At 61.9% G+C, this 19,673-nt stretch carries 17 protein-coding genes; 11 read left to right on the forward strand and 6 right to left on the reverse strand.

Annotation, left to right across the window (positions count from 1 at the left end; all coding sequences use genetic code 11):
* Positions 1-30: 30 nt before the first annotated feature.
* Complete coding sequence (locus tag NKH93_RS21030) at positions 31-297, reverse strand: AbrB/MazE/SpoVT family DNA-binding domain-containing protein (protein ID WP_352503269.1); 267 nt, start codon at positions 295-297, stop codon at positions 31-33.
* Between the two features lie 546 nt (positions 298-843).
* Here NKH93_RS21030 and NKH93_RS21035 point away from each other — a divergent pair.
* The 10 genes from NKH93_RS21035 (at position 844) to NKH93_RS21080 (ending at position 13,340) form a co-directional block, all read left to right on the forward strand.
* Positions 844-1,683 (forward strand): succinate dehydrogenase/fumarate reductase transmembrane subunit, encoded by an 840-nt coding sequence (locus NKH93_RS21035; RefSeq protein WP_023678783.1) that lies wholly within the window; start codon positions 844-846, stop codon positions 1,681-1,683.
* A 656-nt stretch (positions 1,684-2,339) separates the two neighbouring features.
* Entirely contained in the window at positions 2,340-3,386 is a 1,047-nt protein-coding gene (locus tag NKH93_RS21040) for an NAD(P)-dependent alcohol dehydrogenase (protein WP_352971785.1), read from the forward strand.
* Positions 3,387-3,727: 341 nt separating this feature from the next.
* Positions 3,728-4,639, forward strand: a complete 912-nt coding sequence (locus NKH93_RS21045; RefSeq protein WP_352474341.1) for a carbohydrate ABC transporter permease — start codon at positions 3,728-3,730, stop codon at positions 4,637-4,639.
* On the forward strand, positions 4,639-5,538 hold the full coding sequence (locus NKH93_RS21050; RefSeq protein WP_352503255.1) for a carbohydrate ABC transporter permease: 900 nt from the start codon (positions 4,639-4,641) through the stop codon (positions 5,536-5,538). Before NKH93_RS21045 ends, NKH93_RS21050 begins: the two co-directional genes overlap by 1 nt.
* Before the next feature lie 47 nt (positions 5,539-5,585).
* Positions 5,586-7,115 carry an ABC transporter substrate-binding protein gene (locus NKH93_RS21055; protein WP_352503254.1) on the forward strand — a complete coding sequence of 510 codons (1,530 nt, stop codon included), beginning with the start codon at positions 5,586-5,588 and terminating at the stop codon, positions 7,113-7,115.
* Between the two features lie 65 nt (positions 7,116-7,180).
* The gene (locus tag NKH93_RS21060) at positions 7,181-8,710 is read left to right on the forward strand and encodes a xylulokinase (RefSeq protein ID WP_352971789.1); all 1,530 of its coding nucleotides are present in this window, start codon (positions 7,181-7,183) and stop codon (positions 8,708-8,710) included.
* Complete coding sequence (locus NKH93_RS21065) at positions 8,703-10,028, forward strand: iron-containing alcohol dehydrogenase (RefSeq protein WP_352971792.1); 1,326 nt, start codon at positions 8,703-8,705, stop codon at positions 10,026-10,028. The genes NKH93_RS21060 and NKH93_RS21065 overlap by 8 nt, the downstream gene beginning before the upstream one ends.
* Positions 10,029-10,105: 77 nt before the next feature.
* On the forward strand, positions 10,106-11,188 hold the full coding sequence (locus NKH93_RS21070; RefSeq protein ID WP_352971795.1) for an ABC transporter ATP-binding protein: 1,083 nt from the start codon (positions 10,106-10,108) through the stop codon (positions 11,186-11,188).
* Positions 11,189-12,244, forward strand: coding sequence for a hypothetical protein (locus tag NKH93_RS21075; RefSeq protein ID WP_352971798.1), 1,056 nt, complete (start codon positions 11,189-11,191; stop codon positions 12,242-12,244).
* Positions 12,245-12,341: 97 nt separating this feature from the next.
* Positions 12,342-13,340, forward strand: a complete 999-nt coding sequence (locus tag NKH93_RS21080; RefSeq protein WP_352971801.1) for a sugar-binding transcriptional regulator — start codon at positions 12,342-12,344, stop codon at positions 13,338-13,340.
* 52 nt (positions 13,341-13,392) lie between these two features.
* On the opposite strand, the gene NKH93_RS21085 is transcribed toward NKH93_RS21080, so the two are convergent.
* From NKH93_RS21085 to NKH93_RS21105, 5 genes are all read right to left on the reverse strand, one after another.
* Positions 13,393-14,124 carry an ATP-binding cassette domain-containing protein gene (locus tag NKH93_RS21085; protein ID WP_023678772.1) on the reverse strand — a complete coding sequence of 244 codons (732 nt, stop codon included), beginning with the start codon at positions 14,122-14,124 and terminating at the stop codon, positions 13,393-13,395.
* A gap of 2 nt (positions 14,125-14,126) precedes the next feature.
* Positions 14,127-15,107, reverse strand: coding sequence for an ABC transporter permease (locus NKH93_RS21090; RefSeq protein ID WP_352971941.1), 981 nt, complete (start codon positions 15,105-15,107; stop codon positions 14,127-14,129).
* 194 nt (positions 15,108-15,301) lie between these two features.
* On the reverse strand, positions 15,302-16,285 hold the full coding sequence (locus NKH93_RS21095) for a sugar ABC transporter substrate-binding protein (protein WP_502895713.1): 984 nt from the start codon (positions 16,283-16,285) through the stop codon (positions 15,302-15,304).
* A 39-nt stretch (positions 16,286-16,324) separates the two neighbouring features.
* Positions 16,325-17,530, reverse strand: a complete 1,206-nt coding sequence (locus NKH93_RS21100) for a mandelate racemase/muconate lactonizing enzyme family protein (protein WP_352503248.1) — start codon at positions 17,528-17,530, stop codon at positions 16,325-16,327.
* 14 nt (positions 17,531-17,544) lie between these two features.
* A complete protein-coding gene (locus NKH93_RS21105) occupies positions 17,545-18,264 on the reverse strand; it encodes a FadR/GntR family transcriptional regulator (RefSeq protein ID WP_352503247.1) in 720 nt (239 codons plus the stop codon).
* Positions 18,265-18,616: 352 nt separating this feature from the next.
* Here NKH93_RS21105 and NKH93_RS21110 point away from each other — a divergent pair, with 352 nt between their 5' ends.
* A complete protein-coding gene (locus NKH93_RS21110; RefSeq protein WP_352971944.1) occupies positions 18,617-19,606 on the forward strand; it encodes a Tim44 domain-containing protein in 990 nt (329 codons plus the stop codon).
* Positions 19,607-19,673 lie beyond the last annotated feature (67 nt).

The raw sequence follows: 19,673 nt of genomic DNA on the forward strand, positions 1-19,673 counted from the left end.
GCAGCAGCACATTCGTGTCGGCCGTAACCCTCATTCCTCGCCGGACCCGGCCACAGCGCCCGCTTCCGCCATCGCCTCGTTGATCTCCTCGATGCTGAGCACCCGGCCGTTCGTCTTGCCTCTGAGGAAGCCGTGGAGGTCCCGGAACGACCCCTTCGCCCGTGCAGCCCTCAATTCCGCCCGACCGTCGGGCAGCAGATCAAGCTCGATTTTCTCGCCCGGTTTGATGCCCAGATGTTGCAGCACGTCCTTGCGGAACGTCACCTGTCCCCTTGTCGTCACTGTCAACGTTGTCATGTTAAACATTCCTGTTCATCGCGATAAGACAATGCAAATCTGCATTATTATCAATGCAGATGGTCGGGGCCAAGCTTGGCGTCCATGCGGCGACTGAATCGCGACCAGCGCTCTGCCAGAGTGAAGTCGCCAAACATCACCTGGAGGCCAGCATGCAAGCCAACACCGCGGCCGCTATCCGCGTCGATCTTGCCGCAATGTTGTCTCGTTAGAGCTGTCTCGTTCAAAATGGCTCGTCAATTCGCTTCGGCTGGTGTCGGGAATGGCGCGACCGCCGCCGGGAAGCGAGGGAAGACAGCGTCAAGTTCGATTAACCAGAGATCAACAAGAACAAGCCATCGCCGCATAGGCGTCTGCCTGCGTGGGTATGGACGGATTCACTCATGCGCAATATGAATCATGAATGGAGATGAGGCCTGCCGTGGCGCTCACATTATCGCCGTGTCGCTAAGGCAGGTGACGCTCGTTCAATGACGCTGCGCAGGGCGGATTGGCCTTCTGGTCTAACGCCGCCCGCAGAAGTGTCGATATCAGGGGATCTGGTCAATGACCGACAACAAGCCAGACGTTACCAAGGATTGGCAAGCGACGCAGGGCCAGAAGTCCTCCGCCACGCGTCTTCGCCTTTTCGCCGCACTCTCGTGGATCGTCGCCATTGGCGGCGAGATCTACGGAATTATGCTGCTTCGCCAGAACAAGTTCGACCAGGGACACCTGCCGCTGGTCATCGGCCTTCTGGTCGGCATCGCGATTTTCGCAATCGCCGGCAACTTGCTATGGAAGGCGGCCAACAGGCACGATCCGGCTCGTGCATCCGACGCAGCCAGGTTCTTCTTCCAGAACCAGCTCGGCGCAATCATCACACTGATTGCCTTCCTCCCGCTGGTTTTCCTGATCCTCACCGACAAAAACATGGATCCGCGGACCAAGAAGGTTGCCGGCGGCGTCGGCGCCGCGCTGGCCGTGCTCGCGACGGTGATGGGGATCAGTTTCAAACCCCCGTCGGTCGAACAGTACACCCAGGATATGAACGCATGCGCAGCCCAGATCAAGTCGGGGCAGCCCACCACCGCCTGTTCGCCCGATGTCGCCGCTCAGGCGCAGGCGATCGCGACGGACACCGCCGCCGTGGCGGCGGCGACGCGCGACGCGAGCCACCCCGCCGGTCAGGATGTCGTCTACTGGATCGCGCCCGAAAACGGAGCCGCGAAATCCACCGAGCCGCATGTTTTCCACCTCTGCGCAGGCGTGAGCCCGCTGAAGGACAAGACTGTGAATAGTGGCTCCGTGACGGAGGCCTACGCACAGAACGCCGTCCGCATCACGAAGCAGATCGATATGGAACAGAAGCAGTGCGGGTTCACCGCCACAACCAGCACCAACTGAACCCGTTTGCACTCGATCGGGTCCAGCCGTTGGTCTTGTCGAGAAGGATGGCGCGTAAGCGCAGGCTCAGTATTGACTCGCCGAAGCAACGCCAAATGCCGGGATCGCCCGGCTGGCCAATATTGTCCAACTGCAAACTTATCCGCGGCGGGCGATGACCTGGCGTCTTACGCACGGCAGCTTCCGGCCTGAGCGCTTCGAATGGAAAATGACGTTAATGAAGCGCATTGCCGCCCAGCAGCGTTACGGGCGGGAAGCGATCCGGGAACTTCTGGCGCCCAAAAAAACGATAGCGGACATTTCACCTGGTGGGCCGCATCGACCAGAAGCGGATTGGGCAAGCGTTCCATGGCATGTAGCGTCGGGTATCGCGCACCTGCTGGACCCCTGTTGACGACTGCCTGCTGGCTTGGAGGCGGGGGAGTGGGGAGTCTCGGGGCGAACGACTATTTCATTCCGCCGAGGGCATTCGGCAGCGGCATGGCCGGCCTTCAAAGTCCTTTGGCCGGGAAGTTCGTACGAATAGTCGGAATCAGGCAACCCCCCTGTTTTCCGAGCTGGATTTTGAAGCTGTGAATGAGCGGCTATGATGAACGCGCCGAGTGCAAGTAAGGTCACGAAGGCCCCTACAATAAGCTTTAGAGGAGACTACGTCGATGACGAACGTGCGCGCCCTTGTCCTTGAACGCCAGCACGAACTCAAGCTGCGTGACATCGATCTGCCACAGACCGTCGGCCCGGGCGAAGTTCGCATCAAGATCCATACGGTGGGCATCTGCGGCTCCGACGTGCACTACTATACGCATGGCCGCATCGGCCCATTCGTGGTCGAAGCGCCGATGGTCTTGGGCCATGAAGCCGCCGGCACCGTCGTCGAAACGGGGGAACGCGTCGAGCATCTGAAGGTCGGCGACCGCGTCTGCATGGAGCCGGGTATCCCCGATCTCAATTCGCGGGCGAGCCGGCTCGGCCTCTACAACATCGATCCAGCGGTCAGGTTCTGGGCAACGCCGCCGATCCACGGCGTGCTGACGCCCTATGTCGTCCACCCCGCCAACTACACTTTCAAACTGCCCGACAATGTCAGCTTCGCCGAAGGCGCCATGGTGGAGCCCTTCGCCGTCGGCATGCAGGCGGCTGCCAAAGCAAAGATCGCGCCGGGCGACACGGCGGTGGTGATTGGCGCAGGGCCGATCGGCACGATGGTGGCGATCGCGGCGCTCGCCGGCGGCTGCGCCCGCGCCGTTGTTGCAGATCTTGCCCAACCCAAGCTCGACATCGCCGGCGGCTATCAAGGCGTGATCCCGATCAACGTCCGCGACAAGAACCTGGCGGCGGAGGTAAAGCGCCTGACCGATGGCTGGGGCGCCGACGTGGTGTTTGAATGCTCGGGCTCGTCCAAGGCATGGGAGACCCTGCTCGATCTGCCGCGGCCCGGTGGCGCGGTAGTGGTGGTCGGCCTGCCGGTGGCGCCGATCGCATTCGATGTCGCCACCGCCTCGACCAAGGAAGTCCGCATCGAAACGGTGTTCCGATATGCCCACCAATATGAGCGGGCAATCGCGCTAATGGGGTCGGGCCGGGTCGACCTAAAGCCACTCATTTCGGCGACCTTCCCCTTCGAAGATTCCATCACCGCCTTCGACCGCGCAGTCGAAGCCTGGCCCGCGGACGTAAAGCTTCAGATCCTGTTGCCGGATTAAGGGGAGTTCCAAAGCGCCCGGGTTGTCCTCCCGATCTCCTCGATGCTTTCGTAGCCTTCCGGGCTGCCAAAATTGGCGGCGGCCCTGAGCGCGTTTGAGGCTGGTGCACGGCATTTGCTGGCGGCGCTCCCTCCAAAAACAACCCGGTACCCGGCGATCACGGCATCCTCTGGGACCACGAGCAAATCCCTGGAGCGCTGACGGAACCGACTTGACAATTCGGCGGCCGTCCGACACGTTCTTAACAAAAGGCACAACAAACTTACAAAAGTTCAAGTTGGCACAATCTGGCCGATAGGGAGAAGGCCGATGCGTCTGTGTGACCGAGCGGAGATTTGCGCGTGAGCACGGTGACCGTGACCCGCGAAGCGCCCAGATGGGCCCTGCCCCGGTTCATGACGGCCGAGCATCCTTTCCCCTGGCTCGCGCCGATCACGGTGATGCTTCTCGTTTTCGGCATCTATCCCCTCGCCTATTCCGTCTGGCTGTCGTTACACAAACGCAATGTCGTCTCCCGGCAGCTCGACTTCGCCGGGCTCCACCAATGGACGCGCGCCTTCTCGGATGCGCGTATGTGGCATTCGCTGGAAACCACGCTGATCTACACCTTCGTCGCGCTTGCGGTTCAGCTTGCGCTCGGCATCCTCATCGCGCTTCTGCTTGACACCGATCGCAAAGGTTACGGGGTGCTGCGGGCGCTGATGACACTGCCACTGGTGGTGCCGCCTGCGGTGACCGGAATGATGTTCCTGCTGATGCAGGACGGTTCTTTCGGTGTCCTGTCGTTCTACCTGTATGCCCTCGACCTGATCTCGCCCGCACAGCCGATCCTGACGCAGCCCGGAACCGCATTGGCGGCGATCCTGCTGGCGGACATATGGCAATGGACGCCGTTCATGGTGCTCATCATCCTGGCAGGGCTCAGGGCGCTGCCGAAGGAACCTTTCGAGGCAGCCGCGATCGACGGTGCCAACGGCATCCAGACCTTCTTGCGGCTCACATTGCCGATGCTGCGCAAGGTGATAGCGGTCGCGGTGCTGATCCGCGGCGTCGATCTCTTTCGCATCTACGACTACGTCTACATCATCACCGCCGGCGGGCCAGGCACGGCCACCGAGACGCTTTCGTTCTACGCTGGCCGTATCTACTTCACCGGAGACTTCCCCTATGCCGCAACCCTGTCGCTGATCGTGCTCGTCGTCTTGATCGTCGTGTCGAACCTCTTCGTCAGGCTATTCAAGGTGAGGTTCTGATGGAGTCGTCGCGCGCCCAAACGATCGCCCGTGACGTGCTCGCCGTCCTGGTGGTGGCGATCTTCATGTTCCCGATCGCGTGGTGGGCCCTGTCGTCCATCAAACCTTATTCGGCGATCTTCGACCGCAGCGGACCGGTCTACGTCGGATTCACACCGACGCCGGACAATTACCGCGTGACGTTGCTTGGCGTCTCACGCGTCGACATCGGCATGGAACAGGGCGGCGAGGCGGCCGGGGTGATCAAGGGTGGCGCGAGCTCCTACGATTCCCGCCAGTCGTTGCTCGACAGCGCCATCATAGCCGTCGGATCGACGGCGCTGACGCTGCTGCTGGCCACCCTGGCCGCCTATTGCCTGTCGCGAATGCAGTTCAGCGGCCAGCAGTCCTTCCTGTTCTGGATTCTCTCGCAGCGCTTCATGCCGCCAATCGCGATCGTCATTCCAATCGTTTTCATGTTCCGCGATCTCGGCTTGCGCGATACCTATACGGGCCTCGTCCTCGTTCACAGTTTGATCAACCTGCCGCTGGCGGTTCTGCTTTTGAAGTCGTTCTTCGACGATGTTCCGCGCGAGGTTGATGAGGCGGCGCTTATTGACGGCGCGACGCGCTGGCAGACGTTCCGACGCGTGGTCCTTCCCATGGTCAAGGGCGGCATCGCTGCGACGGCCGTGCTGTGTTTCATCTTTTCGTGGACCGAGTTCCTGCTCTCACTCTTCCTGACAACGTCGATCCGCACTGTGCCGGTGAAGATCTCGACCTTTGTCACCTCGACCGCGACCGAGTGGGGCTACATCACAGCGCTCGGCACGTCCGCGATCATACCCAGCTTCATCTTTATCCTGCTGGTTCAACGGCATCTGGTCCGCGGCCTCACCCTCGGATCGCTGAAGGAGTGAGGCGCAGACGAGAAGAACGACGACAAAAACGCAATGGAGGAACGATCATGAGCTTCAGTGAACACGACAAGAAGACATTCGTCGCCGATACCTGCAATGACTTTACGGCGCGCCGGATAACCAAACGCGACTTCATGAGGAAGATGGCGCTCGCCGGTGTCGGCTTTTCCGCCTTCGGATCGGCCATGCTAGGTGGTGGCCGCACCAATCGGGGGATGCTGGGCCTCGGGGTTGAAGAAGCCCGCGCCCAGGACGCCGATATGCTGAAGTGGCTGGCCGACGTCGGCAAACCATATGCCGGCACCAAAATCCGCTACACTTCGGAAGCGACGCCGCCAACGATTGTTGCCAACCAGCTTGTCGCGGGTGAATTCACCAAGGCAACCGGCATTGAGGTTGAAGTCGAGATCGTGCCGCTGGAGCAGGTTCTCGCCAAGGCGACGCAAGACGTACAGGGCCAGCTTGGCACCTACGACGTCTACTATCTCGACCAGTCCTGGATGGCGACATTTGCCCAGGATGTCGTCGATCCGCGCGAGTATTACGACCAGAACAAAGAACTGGCGATGCCCAACTTCGACTGGGACGATTTCTCCAAGCCGCTGGTCGACGGCATCGCCATGTACAACGGCAAACAGTGCGGAATTCCATTCGATATTCCGATCTTCATCCTGATGTACCGCAAGGATCTTTTCGACAAACACAACATTGCCCTGCCGACAGACCTCGACGCCTACCTCAAGGCCGTGCAGGCGCTCACAGAGGCAGAAAAAAGCAACGGCATCTTCGGCACCGCGTGCCAGGCGAAGTCCGGCCACTATTCGCTGGAATGCGACTGGACCTTCGCATTGTGGGGCCATGGCGGTTCTGTCTTCAACAAGGACAAGAAGTTTGTCGGCAATGACGAACGCGGCGTGGCCGGGCTCAAATTCTATCAGGAGCTGGTCAAGAACTCGCCGCCGTCGGCGACGACTTGGACCTGGGACGGCCAAGGACAGGCCCTGACACAGGGACAAGCCGCCATGGCAATCACCTGGGGCGAGGATTTCCCCGGCTTCGATGCCAACGATTCCAAGGTCAAAGGCCTGTTCGAGGCCCTGCCCGCGCCCAAGGAAGTTCCTGGTCGTCGCGCCGCCGCCGATTGCGGCTTCAACGAAATCCCGGCCGTCGGCCACCAGGGCGGCTCGACGATTTCGCTGTCGCAATATTCCAAGAACAAGGAAGCGGCATGGCTGTTCATGCAGTGGGTCTGCTCGAAGGATGTCATGGCGCGGGTATCGACGCTCGGCGGCGGCGCCTCGCCGATGCGCAATTCCTCTTTTACAGATCCTCGGGTCAAGGCGAAGGCTGTTGTCGGCCCCGGAACGACACGCCATTTCGACGCGATCAAATACACGATCGACAATCAGATGGGATCTGAGCCGGACATGCCGATCTGGGCGGATCTGTCGAACAACGACATTCCGGTTGAGCTCGGCAAGTTGCTTACGGGCCAAGACTATGGCGGCGATGCCAAGGCATGCCTGGATGCCATTGCCGGCATTGTCGACGGCAAAGTCAAGGATGCCGGTCTTTAGCGGCTGGTCGGTGATTTGGGCGAAGGCGGTTTCGACCGCCCTCGCCCGTTGGCAACGTGGCGGCAATGGTTCCTGATCTCGTCATCGGCATTGATTCCTCGACCTCGGCAACCAAGGCGATCGCCTGGGATCGCAATGGTCTGGCCGTGGCCGAAGGTCGTGCACCGCTTGCAATGTCCAACCCGCGTTCGGGCTATTTCGAGCAGGATCCGGCCGAGTGGTGGACCTCGACGGTCGCAGCGCTGCGCGCCGTGACGTCAACGGTTTCGCCGGCACGCATTGCCGCCCTTGCGATTGCCAACCAACGCGAAAGCTTCGGCCTTTTCGACGAGCAAGGCCAGGCGGTCGGGCCGGCAACGCTCTGGCTCGATGAGCGCGCCCGTGGCAAAGCACGCCGCTTCGGCGAGAGTTTCGGCGCGGCACGCGTCCACGCAATATCCGGCAAGCCGCTGGACGTCATTCCTTGCCTTTACCGCATGATCTGGTTCCGCGAGCAAGAGCCCGAGATTTTTGCCCGGGTGGAGCGGATGGCCGAAGTCCACGGCTATCTGGTCTTTCGCTTGAGCGGCCGGTGGGTGACGTCCACCGCATCCGCCGACCCGATGGGCATACTCGATATGCGGGCTATGGACTGGTCGAACGATATACTGGAGGCAGCGGGCGTCGCCCGGCGCATGATGCCAGAAGTGGCGCGGCCCGGCACCGTTCTGGGCCAACTGACTTCGCAAGCGGCCATTTCGACGGGCCTGCGCGAGGGCACGCCGATCGTCGCCGGCGGCGGCGACGGTCAATGCGCCGGCACGGGCGCTGGTGTGTTGCAGCCGCGATGCGCTTACATCAACCTCGGCACGGCGGTCGTCTCCGGCAGCTTCGGCACGGACTACGTCCACGACCAGGCCTTCCGCACCGAAACGGCGGTCGCCGATAATGGCTACATTTACGAGACGTGCCTTCGCGCCGGCACTTTTCTTGTCGACTGGATGGCGCGCGAGATGCTTGGCGTCGATCTGCATGGCGCAAGCGATGCCCTGGAGGCGCTCGAGGCCGAAGCCGCTGCCAGCCCGATCGGCGCAGGCGGCATAATGCTCCTGCCCTACTGGCAGGGCGTCATGGACCCACACTGGGACAGTGCGGCCCGTGGTGTGATTGCCGGGCTTTCGGGCTCGAGCCGCCGCGGCGACATCTATCGCGCCGTGCTGGAAGGCATAGCGCTGCATCAGGCCGCGACAAGTCAGCGGGCGGCTGCGGCTGCCGCCCAGACTATCGACCAGTTCATAGCCATCGGCGGAGGAGCGAAGTCCGACCTGTGGATGCAGATTCTGGCGGATGCACTCGGCCGTCCCGTAAAACGTTCGACGACCGTCGAAGCCTCCTCGCTAGGCGCGGCGATGGCGGCGGCAAAGGGGGTGGGCTGGTTTTCCACCATCGCCGAAGCGTCGCTGGCAATGGCCAGCGAGCCGGCCAAAACCTTCGAACCGGACACGAAACGGGCCGCGCTCTACGCCGAACTTCTTGCGATCCATGCCGATCTTTGGCCAACGCTTGCAGCCTGGAACCAGCGCCTCGCGGCCTTCATGGAGGCCGATCATGGCTGAAACGACCAACTGGAACGCGTTGATCGAGGACGTTGTAGCTGGACGCTGGACAGATCCCAGGACAGGCGCGGCCGCGGTCCTGCCGTTCCAGACGATCGAATTGCTGGAGACGACGGAAGGCCGCGAGGCGGATCTCGTTGCGCCGCTGAAGCTAGGCAGCCGCATCGCCGTGGTCTCCGATATCAACACCGTCGATGTGATGGGCAGGCGCGTCGCGAAGGCGCTGCGTGCCATCGCCGACATCGATGAAATCGTGCTGCCTGACGGCCTCGACTGTGATGAGGCGACGATCCAGGTGGTCAGGGAGAAGACACGTCACGCCGAAGGCGTCGTGGCCGTCGGGTCGGGCGTCCTCAATGACAGCTGCAAGCATGCAACCTTCCTCGACGAGCGACCCTATGCCGTCTTCGGCACGGCCGCCTCGATGAATGGCTACGGCGCCTCGACAGCGTCGGTGACCTTGGCCTCCGGGCTCAAGATCTCGCTGCCCTCACACGCCCCCAGGGGCATCTTCCTGGATCTTGGCGTGTCGGCCGCAGCGCCCGCCTGGCTCAGCGCCGCCGGGCTTGGCGACAGCCTCTGCCGCTCCACGGCCCAGATCGACTGGTGGGCTTCGCATCGGCTGTTCGACACTTACTATTCCGAGGTGCCCTACCTGCTGCAGGCGGGCGATGAGGAGCCGATGCTGGCCCATGCGCCTGGCCTTGCCAGGCATGACGTCACCGCTGTCGGGCATCTCCAGCGCGTCCTGACGCTGTGCTCGATGGGCGTGTGCTTTGCCGGCGTTTCCCATCCCGGGTCCATGGGAGAGCACCAGATTTCCCATTGGGTCGACATGTTCGCGCAAGACCATCATCCCGGCACCACGCACGGCCAGCAGGTGGGGGTTGCCTCGCTGGTCATGGCGCGGCTGCAAGCGCGGCTGCTGGACATGGAAAAGCCGCCGCAGGTGAAGCCGACCGCCATCGACGAGGCGGCGATGCTGGCCCGTTATGGCGCGCAACTTGGACCACTTTGCATTGCCGAGATGAAGAAGACGGCACTCGACGCCAGCCAGTCGGAAATCTTCAACCGCAGGCTTGCGGAAATCTGGCCGGCGCTGCGCCAGGAGGTTCGGCCCATGGCAATGCCGGTCGCCCGCATGGAGGCAGCACTCAAGGCTGCGGGAGGGCCGGTCACCGGCGCGGAACTAGACCTGCCGCGCGCGCTTTGGCACGACGCCATTCGCTATTCGCGGGAAATCCGCGGCCGATGGTCCTTTGTCAACCTGGCCGCCGATGCGGGACTCTTGGAAGAGTTTCTGGAGAGCGAATGGTGAGAGCGCATCCGATCGCCAATCGCTCGCATGGCGAAAATGAGATCCAACCGGCAAGGCCAATCGAAGGGTAGTAATTTATGGCGTCTGTCACCATCAGCAACATAAAGAAGGACTATGGCGCCCTCTCGATTATCGATGGACTCGATCTCTCGATCGAGGATGGCCAGTTCGTCGTTCTGCTGGGGCCGTCCGGCTGCGGCAAGTCCACGCTGTTGCGCATGATAGCTGGTCTCGAGCCCATCACGTCCGGTGAGATCGCCATAGGCGACAGGGTCGTCAACATGCTCCATCCCAAAAACCGCAATATCGCGATGGTCTTCCAGAATTACGCGCTTTACGCGCACATGACCGTCTTCGACAACATGGCCTTTTCCATGCAGTTGAAGAAGCGCCCCAACGAAGAAATCAAACAGAAGGTCGGGTGGGCGGCCTCGATCCTCAACCTGACACCCTATCTGGAACGGTATCCCCGCCAGCTTTCGGGCGGCCAGCGGCAGCGCGTCGCCATGGGTCGCGCCATCGTGCGGGACCCAACTGTGTTCCTGTTCGACGAGCCGCTGTCCAATCTCGATGCCAAGCTGCGCGTGCAGATGCGCACCGAAATCAAGGAGCTCCACCAGCGGCTGAAGACCACCACCGTCTATGTCACGCATGACCAGATCGAGGCCATGACCATGGCCGATGTCATCGTCATTATGCGCGACGGCCATATCGAGCAGATCGGGCGCCCGCTCGATGTCTACGATCGCCCGGCAAACCTCTTCGTCGCCTCCTTCATCGGCTCGCCCGCAATGAACATGTTCCATGGCGAGGTGGCTTCCGAGCGCGACGCCTGGGTGGTGCGGACCGACGAGCTATCCCTCCCGCTGCCGCCAGGGGCTGCGGTCCGGCCCGGCCAAAAGGTGATCTACGGCATTCGCCCCGAACATCTTCGACCAGTGGCCGACGGGCGCGGCATTCCGGCGAGGATTACGGTTGTCGAGCCGACTGGCCCCGAAATCCACATCTTTGCCAGCATGGGCAACACCGCAATCTGCTCGGTGCTGCATGACCGCATGGAGCTCTCTCCTGGAGCTGTGATCCATCTGGAGCCGGCGCCTGAGCGAATCCATCTGTTCGACCAGGGCAGCGGCGAGCGGCTGGACAAGGGAAGAAGCTGAATGGCGCGGATCATCATCCTCGGCGCCGGCGTCATGGGCTCTGCCATGACGCTTCCGGCCGCTCACGCTGGTAACCGCATCACTCTTGTCGGGACCCATCTCGATGGGGAGATCGTCGGCTCGGTGGCCAGCACAAGTCATCACCCACGCCTCAACATCGCTCTGCCTGATGTGGTAACCGCCTGTTCCTGGACCGAATTCGCTGCGGCGATGAACGATGGACCCGATCTGCTTGTACTCGGCGTCTCGTCGGCCGGCATTCCTTGGGCGATCGACCGCATTGCAGAAAGCATCAAGTCGCCCGTGCCGATACTGATGATTACGAAAGGGCTTGCAGCAAGCGACGAAGGCGTGGAAATCCTGCCACATCTGCTTGCCCGCGAGATCGAGCAACGCACCGGCTTGTCGGTCCCGGTGATGGCCGTCGGCGGACCCTGCATTGCCGGCGAACTGGCGGCGCAGCGCGACACCTCTGTGATCGTGGCCGGGCATGATCCCGACCAGGTGGCCGCGGCGTCCCGCATTCTGCGCGCGCCTTTCTATCATGCGCGATCGTCATCCGATCTCGTCGGCGTCGAGATCTGCGCCGCTTTCAAGAATTTCTACACACTCGCCGTTGGAGCTCCCGTCGGGCTGCTCGAGCGCGACGGCAAGGCGCCCAATGGCGCACTGATGCACAATCTTGCCTCGTCGCTATTCTCGCAGTCCCTCGCCGAGATGGCGATTCTGGTCGAAGCCCTGGGTGGAAAGGTCGAAACAGTGCTGGGGCTGGCCGGCTCCGGCGATCTTTATGTGACCTGCCAGGCGGGCCGTAACGGTCGCATGGGGCGCCTGCTCGGCCGCGGCCTGCCCTATTCCGTGGCGAAGCGCGAACACATGAGTTCAGACACGGTCGAGGGCGCGCAACTGGCGCTGGACCTTGGTCCGACTTTGAAGAATATGATGGCCCGGGGTGTACTTCCCCACGATCGCCTGCCGCTGACGAGCGCCATCATCGACGCAATTTGCCATGATGCTCCGCTGGTTTTGTCCTTCGACCGCTATCATCGAGGCTAGCGGAGCCGGGAAACTCGACTGATGCCTCATATCGATGAGCACATGGCTCCGCCGAGCCGCTCTGGACCCGCTGCCGCGGAGTGGACAGGATGATCTGATGGAGAAACCAGCGCGAAAGAAACGCGATGGCCGCCAAGCCGTAACGAGTTCCGTCACGGCCGATCGCGAGGAAGGGCTGCTCGTACGCGCCGCCTGGCTTGCTTATGTCGGTGACCTGACGCAAGCACAAATCGCCAAGTCTCTTGGCCTGACACGCCTTCGCGTCAACCGGATGCTGGCGCATGCCCGTCAGCGCGGGATCGTTCAGATTCGCATCAATTCCAAGGTGGCGAACTGCATCGAGCTGGAGCACCGGCTGCGGGACGTCTATGGCGTTTCCGACCCAATCGTGGTTCCGACACCGCCCGATCCCGCCCTGGTGCCACAGGTGATCGCAGCCGCTGCCGGTGAAGCCCTGTCGCATAGAATCCGTGACGGGATATCGGTGGGCGTGGGATGGGGACGGACGCTCCAGCTTAGTCTGCGCTCAGTGACCGTACGCCCCGTCAGAGGGATGTCGGTCGTTTCCCTGCTCGGCGGGCTCACGCGTGGATCGGCGATCAACATCTATGAAATCGCCTCGCGGCTCGCGGCGCTTTTCGACGCGGAATGCTACTACATCGCAGCACCGGTGTTCACAGACACGGAGGCCACGCGCGATCTGCTTATGCGCCAGTCCATTCTGGAAGACGCTTTCACCCATGCCCGCGACGTTGACGCCGCTTTCGTTTCGGTGGGCGCGGTGCACAAGGACGCCACCATCTTTCGGATCGGACTGGTAGGAGACGATGATCTCAGATCGCTCCAAAAAGCCGGAGCCGTCGGCGATATTTGCGGCCACTGGATCGGCGCCGACGGACAACTGGTCGATCACCCGCTAAACAGTCGCGTCATCGGCCTCGCCCCCGAACATCTGCGCGACATCGACACTGTGATCCTGCCCTCCGGCGGCCTCGACAAGGTTCCGGTGCTGCGCGCCGTGCTGCGTCTCGGCGTCGTCGATGTGCTGATCACCGACGAGAAAACCGCCGAGGCGATCCTTGCGGAAAAGCCGTAGCGCAGACTGACCTCTGCCAGCAGAGCGGCTCGCGAGTGACCGCTTCTTCGCGTCACAGAACCTCGTGGATTTCCTCGATCGAAGTCTCGCCGATCCGCTTGTCGAGAACGATCTCGCCGCGCGCCATCGCCACGACCCGGTCACAGCATTCGAAAACATGATGCATGTTGTGGCTGATGAAGACGCTGGTGATGTTCTGGGCCTTGAGGGCGCGAACGAAGCCGATCACCTTTCGCGTCTCCTTGACCGAGAGATGATTGGTCGGCTCGTCGAGGATCATGACTTTCGACTTGAAGTGCATGGCCCGGGCGATCGCCACGCCTTGGCGCTGGCCGCCCGACAGTTCGCCGACCAGCGCGTCGGGCGACCTCAGATGCAGATCGACGTCGGCGATCGCCTTGACGCTTTCGTCACGCATGCGCTTCTGGTCCAGGATGCCGATGCCGAAAACCGAGCCCTTCACCGGTTCGCGTCCGATGAAAACGTTGCGGGCGATGGTCATGGTCGGGACCATCGAATTGTACTGGTAGATCGTCTCGATGCCGCGATCCATGGCGTCGCGCGGGTTCGAGAATCGGACCGGTTCACCGTCGATCCTGATCTCGCCGCCATCGGGCTTTTGGGTGCCTGACAGGATGTTGATCAGCGTCGATTTGCCGGCGCCGTTGTCGCCGACGAGGCCCAGCGCCTCGTCTGGGTAGATGTCGAGAGTGACGTTCTTCAAGGCGTGGACGCCGGAATACCATTTCTGGAGTCCCTTGATCGCGATGATGGGTGCCGCCATGATCAGGTCTCCACCTTCATTGCCCTGCCCCGCTTTCGAAGCCAGGCGTTCACGACGACCGCGAAGATAGTCAGGAAGCCGATTGCCATCTTGAACCAGTTGGCGTCAACCTGGCTCAGCACCAGTCCGTTGTCGATGACGCGGATCAGGGCAGCCCCGATGATGCCGCCGAAGATGGTGCCAATGCCGCCAGTCAGCGAGGCGCCACCGATGACGGCAGCCGACACGGCTTGCAACTCCAGCCCCTCGCCGATCGAAGGCAGCGGCGCGCCGAGCCGCATCACCTGAATGGTGCCGGCAAAGCCGGCGAGCACCGAACAGATCATGAAGCAGGCGACCTTCACCCGAGCCGTCGGGATGCCCATCGATTGCGCGGCGGGCAGAAAGCCGCCGGTGGCGCGCACCCAGTTGCCGAAATTCGTGCGCGACAGAAGCACCGTCACCAGGATTGCCACGGCGAGAAACCAGAAGAACGACATGCGAAAGAGGTCGCCCGGCCCCACATAGATCGTAAACAGCCATTTGGGCAGAGCGTTGGCCGGGATGACAGGAGGGAAGCCACCGGAGATTACCACCGTCAGCGAACGCGCGATGAACAGCATGCCAAGCGTGGTAATAAAGCTTGGTATCGCGAAACGAATCGTTATGAACCCGTTGAAGAAGCCAATCAGTGCGGCGATCGCGAGCCCGGCGGCAAAGGCCGGCGTGAACGGCACGCCTGCCGCCAGCATCACCGCCATGGTCATCGGGGTCAGCGCAAATACCGAGCCTACCGAAAGATCAAACTCGCCGCATATCATCAGCAGGGTCACGCCGATCGCGACCAGCCCCATTTCAGGCAGCAGCCCAAGCATTCCGCGCACGTTCTGTGTGTTCAGAAATACGCCGTTCGAGCGAATCTGAAAGACGAGGAGGAGGAGGAGCAGGAACACGACCGCCGCAAGCTCCGGCTTCTCCAGATAAATCTTCATCAAGCGCTTCATCATTCGCTCCGGCTTGGGATTGTTTGCGCTGGCTTGTCGCATCGGCAAGGGGATGGCCGCAGTCTGTCTGCTACCGCCCCTGACAAGGGAGATGCCGTTGGAGGATGGGACGGAGCCGACGCCCAAGGCCGTGCTGCCTGGCCCTCCCCTTGCCCTCTCCGCGTAAGAACGAGGAGAGGACGCCGGCTTCGCGCCTACCGCACGCCTTGTGCGGCCAGTTCCTTGAGCTTTGGCACGTCTTCCTTGACGATGATGCCCTTGCCGGTGTCGATGTCTGCCGGCAGCAGACCGACGTTCTTGGCGAGATAGGCTTCCATCACCGGCATGAAGCCCTGCATGTAGGGCTGCTGGTCGACCTGGACCTGGATGTAACCCGCTTCCATCTGTTGCAGGACTTCCGAGACGATGTCGAAGCCGCCCATCAGCACCTTGCCCGGCTCGATGCCGCGATCGATCAGGACCTGGGCCACGTAGGCATGCCAAAGGCCGGTGTCGAAATACACCGTGGTGTCCGGGTGGGCAGACAGATAGGCGCCAACACGATCGGCGACGACGGCGCCATCTGTGCCGGTGTCGAGCCGTTCAATGACCACTTCGCGTCCGGCATTCGCGGCCTTGTATTCCTCAAGGAACTTCATGACGCCGGCAGCGCGCTGTTCCGACCAGTTCTGACCGGGCGCGGAGACGCCGACGAGCGCCCTGATCTTGCCTTCCTTGGGGAAGAACTCGGACATCTTCTTGCCGAGTTCGTAGCCGGCGGGAATGAAGCCTTGGCCGATGAAAGCCTGGCGGGCATTGCCGGCTGCACCCTCGGTGTCGTCGACGTTGGACGCGATGACCGTGACGCCGGCAGCGCGGGCGTCGGCGATGATCTGGTCGAAGGCATTGTTGTCGACGATCGAGGTGATCAGCGCGTCCGGTTTTGCCGCGAGCGCCGCCTGCATGTTGGCCGATTGTTGCTCGATCGAGCCTTCGGTCTGCGTGAAGACCATCTGGCAATTGGCCTGGATCTTGGCGCAGGCGTCGTCAAACCCCTTCTTCACCGCCTGCCAGAACGGGTTCGACGCCGACGAATGATGCGTGAAGACGATGTTCATCGGCTCCTGTGCGCGTGAGCCGATTGCCGAGCCACCAGCCAGTACTGCTGCCAAGGCTGCCGAGATAAGTAGCTTCTTCATGATTCTCCTCCTCCGTAGAAAGCTGCTTCAGGTTCATTTTCAGAGAGTAGATGCGTCGCTCACCCGTCGAAGCGCCGTGAAGGCGCGATCGATCTCCGGGTTCAGTTCCATGCCGAGGCCCGGTCCGGGGGGCACGGTGATCATGCCGTTCTTCACCTGCGGCAAAGCGGTCACAAGATCGCGGTACCAGGTCTTGTAAAAGGCCCTGACACTCTCCTGGACAAGCGCGTTCGGCGCATTCAGCGACAGGTGGGTCGATGCGCCGAGCACCACTGGACCGGTGCAGTCGTGTGGCGCGACCGGCAGGTGCCATGCTTCAGCCATGGCAGCGATCTTGCGCGCCTCCGAGAGCCCGCCGCACCAGCTGATATCAAGCATAATGACACCGGCCGCTCCGGTTTCGAGAAGGTCGCGGAAGGCCCACCGGGAACCGAGCGTTTCCGAAGCCGATATCGGCGCCAGCGAAGCCTCGGCATAGCGTTTCAGGCTGGACAGGCTGTCCATCCTGATTGGATCTTCGTGCCAGAAGGTCTTGTGGGGGGCAAGCTCGCGAGCGATCTGCATGGCCGGCAGCAGCTGCCACATTGAATGGAATTCAACCATGATGTCCATCTTGTCGCCGACCGCATTGCGGATTTTCTCGAACGGCGCCAGCGCGGAATTCAAGTCGGGCTGCGATATATACTGGCCGCGCGTTTTCTCGGCGGCCATGTCGAAGGGCCAGATCTTCATGGCCGTGATACCTTCCTCCAACAACGAATGCGCCAGTTCGTCGGCGCGGTGAAGGAAGCCGTTCAGATCATCATAGGCGTCGCCAGGCTTATCGAGCCCGTAGTTGGCCGTCGTCTGCCCGGTGGCCTTCTTGATGTATTCGGTTCCGGCACAGGTGTTGTAGGTCCTGATCTCGTGCCTGGTGAACCCGCCGAGGAGTTGTGCGATCGGCTGACCCGTCGCCTTTCCGAACAGATCCCAAAGCGCGATGTCGAAAGCGGAATTGCCCCTGACTTCCGCGCCCGTCGATCGGAAACCGAGATAGCCGACGAGGTCGGCGGCAAGCAGGTCGATCTGCAAGGGGTCGCGCCCGATCACGCACGGCGCGACATATTCGTGCAGATAGGTCTCGACGGTTTCAGCCATGAAAAAGGTCTCGCCGAGTCCGACGAGGCCTTCGTCCGTGTGAACCAGGACCCAGAGAAGGTTCGGCCGCTCCTTGAGCCGCAGCGTTTCCAGTTTCGTGATCTTCATTGCGCCCCTGCTCCTCAGGCGATGCCGGCCGCCAGCAGGGCCTTGACGCTCTCGTCAAAATGCCTCGCCATCAGGTCACGCGCCGACTGGGGATCACCGGTCTCGATTGCTTCGGCGAGGTCGATATGGATCTGGATCATCGCCAACTGCTCGGCATCCGAAGGGCGGGTCCGCCAGCCGATCGGCCAGGTCTGGCGCGATACGCGCTCGAACGCGCCGACGATGAGGCTGAAAACCGGATTCTTCGCAGCCTTGGCGATTTCGAGGTGAAAGGCGAGATCGTGCTCCATGACCTGTTCCGGCCGCTGGAAATTCTCGAGCATGGCGAGCGCGTGCGTCCTGATCCTTTCCACTTCGTCGGCTGTTCTGCGCAAGGCCGCCAGCATGGCGGTGCGGGTCTCAATCGTGCGGCGCACGTCATAGATTTGCTGCACCGTGATCTGCTCGGTGTGGACGCCATGCTCGATCACCAGTGACATCGCGCCATAATCCAGCTCGGCGACGGTAGCCCGTCTGCCCGCCCTCAGGTCGATAAGCCGCATGGCGGCGAGCGAGCTGAAGGCCTCGCGAACCACGGTACGCGAGACGCTCAATTGTCTCGAAAGCGCGGCCTCGCTGGGCAGCCGGTCGCCGGGCCCGAGCTCATGCGCGCGGATATGGCGCGTGATCTCGCCGATCGTATTGCTGACCAGGCTCGCTGCGTCGGAATGTTTTGCGGATACGGCCGTGCTCACGCAATCTCCCGTTCAGGAGTGGGCAAACCTGTATGGCAGGTTTTCCAGATATGTTGATAGTACATAGGAAAGCTGTAAGTCAATCGAGTCTTCGCCGGGAGATCTCGGCATCATCGCCGGGGACATCGATGACCAGAGGCTTGCATGAGCGATGCTGTTGACGCGACCGGGTGCGGGAGCCTGCGTGGTCGAACAGCGATCATCGCGCTTGGGTAGGGCAGACATTCTCGTCGTGAACACCGGCGGGCGGCCGACCATGCCGCCCGAAAATATCTCGACGGACGATTCACTGCTATTTCGATCGACGCACCCCATATGAGCGGAAAGAGTGTCACTTGAGGACTTGCCTATGCTGATTTCGCGTTGGGGACGGTTTGCAGTTTTGTTTGCGGGGTTGTTCCTGGCATTTTCCATGGTCGCTGTGGATCACGCCGATGCGCGCCGTGGCGGCAGCTTCGGCAGTCGCGGCATGCGCACTTTCCAGCCGGTCCCGCCGACCAGAGTTGCGCCGCAACCGGCCGCACCGGTCGAGCGCTCGATGACGCCCAATGCGGCCACGAACAATGCGGCCCGTCAGCCGCAGGCATTCCAGCGCCCGGGCTTCTTCAACGGCCTCGGCGGATCGATGATACGTGGGCTGCTTCTCGGCGGTTTGATCGGCGTTCTTCTGGGTCATGGGTTCGGCGGCTTGGCCGGCATGTTGGGTCTTTTGCTCCAAGTACTGCTGTTCGGCGGCGCGATCATGCTGGCGATCCGCTTTTTCCGCTTGCAGTCGGCGCAAAGCCCAGCGTCCGTTACGGCTGGTGCCTCGCGGGGCACCGGGACCTTTGCGCGAAACGCAGCAGCGCGGCACGAGCCGAGCAACGGCCCGACTTCCTCCATTACCGGCATCGGGTCAGGATTTGGCGGAACGAGCCAAGCCAACGCTTCCGATGAGATCACACTCACCCAAACCGACCTCGACACGTTCCAGCAACGGCTGACGGAAGTTCAGGAGGCATTCGGGCGCGAAGATCATGCTGCATTGCGCCGGTTGGTGACACCCGAGATGGTGTCCTATCTGTCCGAGGAACTTGCCGACAATGCCAAAAAGGGCGTCAGGAACGACGTGTCGGACGTCAGCCTGCTGGAGGCCGATATTGCGGAAAGTTGGCGGGAGGGCGATCGCGACTACGCGACCGCTGCTTTGCGCTATGAGTCTCGCGACGTGACCCGCGACCGCGTCAGCGGCAAGATCGTTGAGGGCGGGGCCGATCAGCCGACGGAGACGGCCGAACTGTGGACCTTTACGCGGCAGAACGGCGGTGACTGGAAGCTTGCCGCAATACAGCAGCCTGGCTGATGTGCTTGCCTTCATTGAGATGTCTGCGCAGAGGCTGTTCAGGTTTCGCGCTACCACTCGAAGACCA

Source organism: Mesorhizobium sp. M0954 (genome assembly GCF_040319155.1).
In the GTDB taxonomy this organism is placed as follows: Bacteria; Pseudomonadota; Alphaproteobacteria; order Rhizobiales; family Rhizobiaceae; genus Mesorhizobium.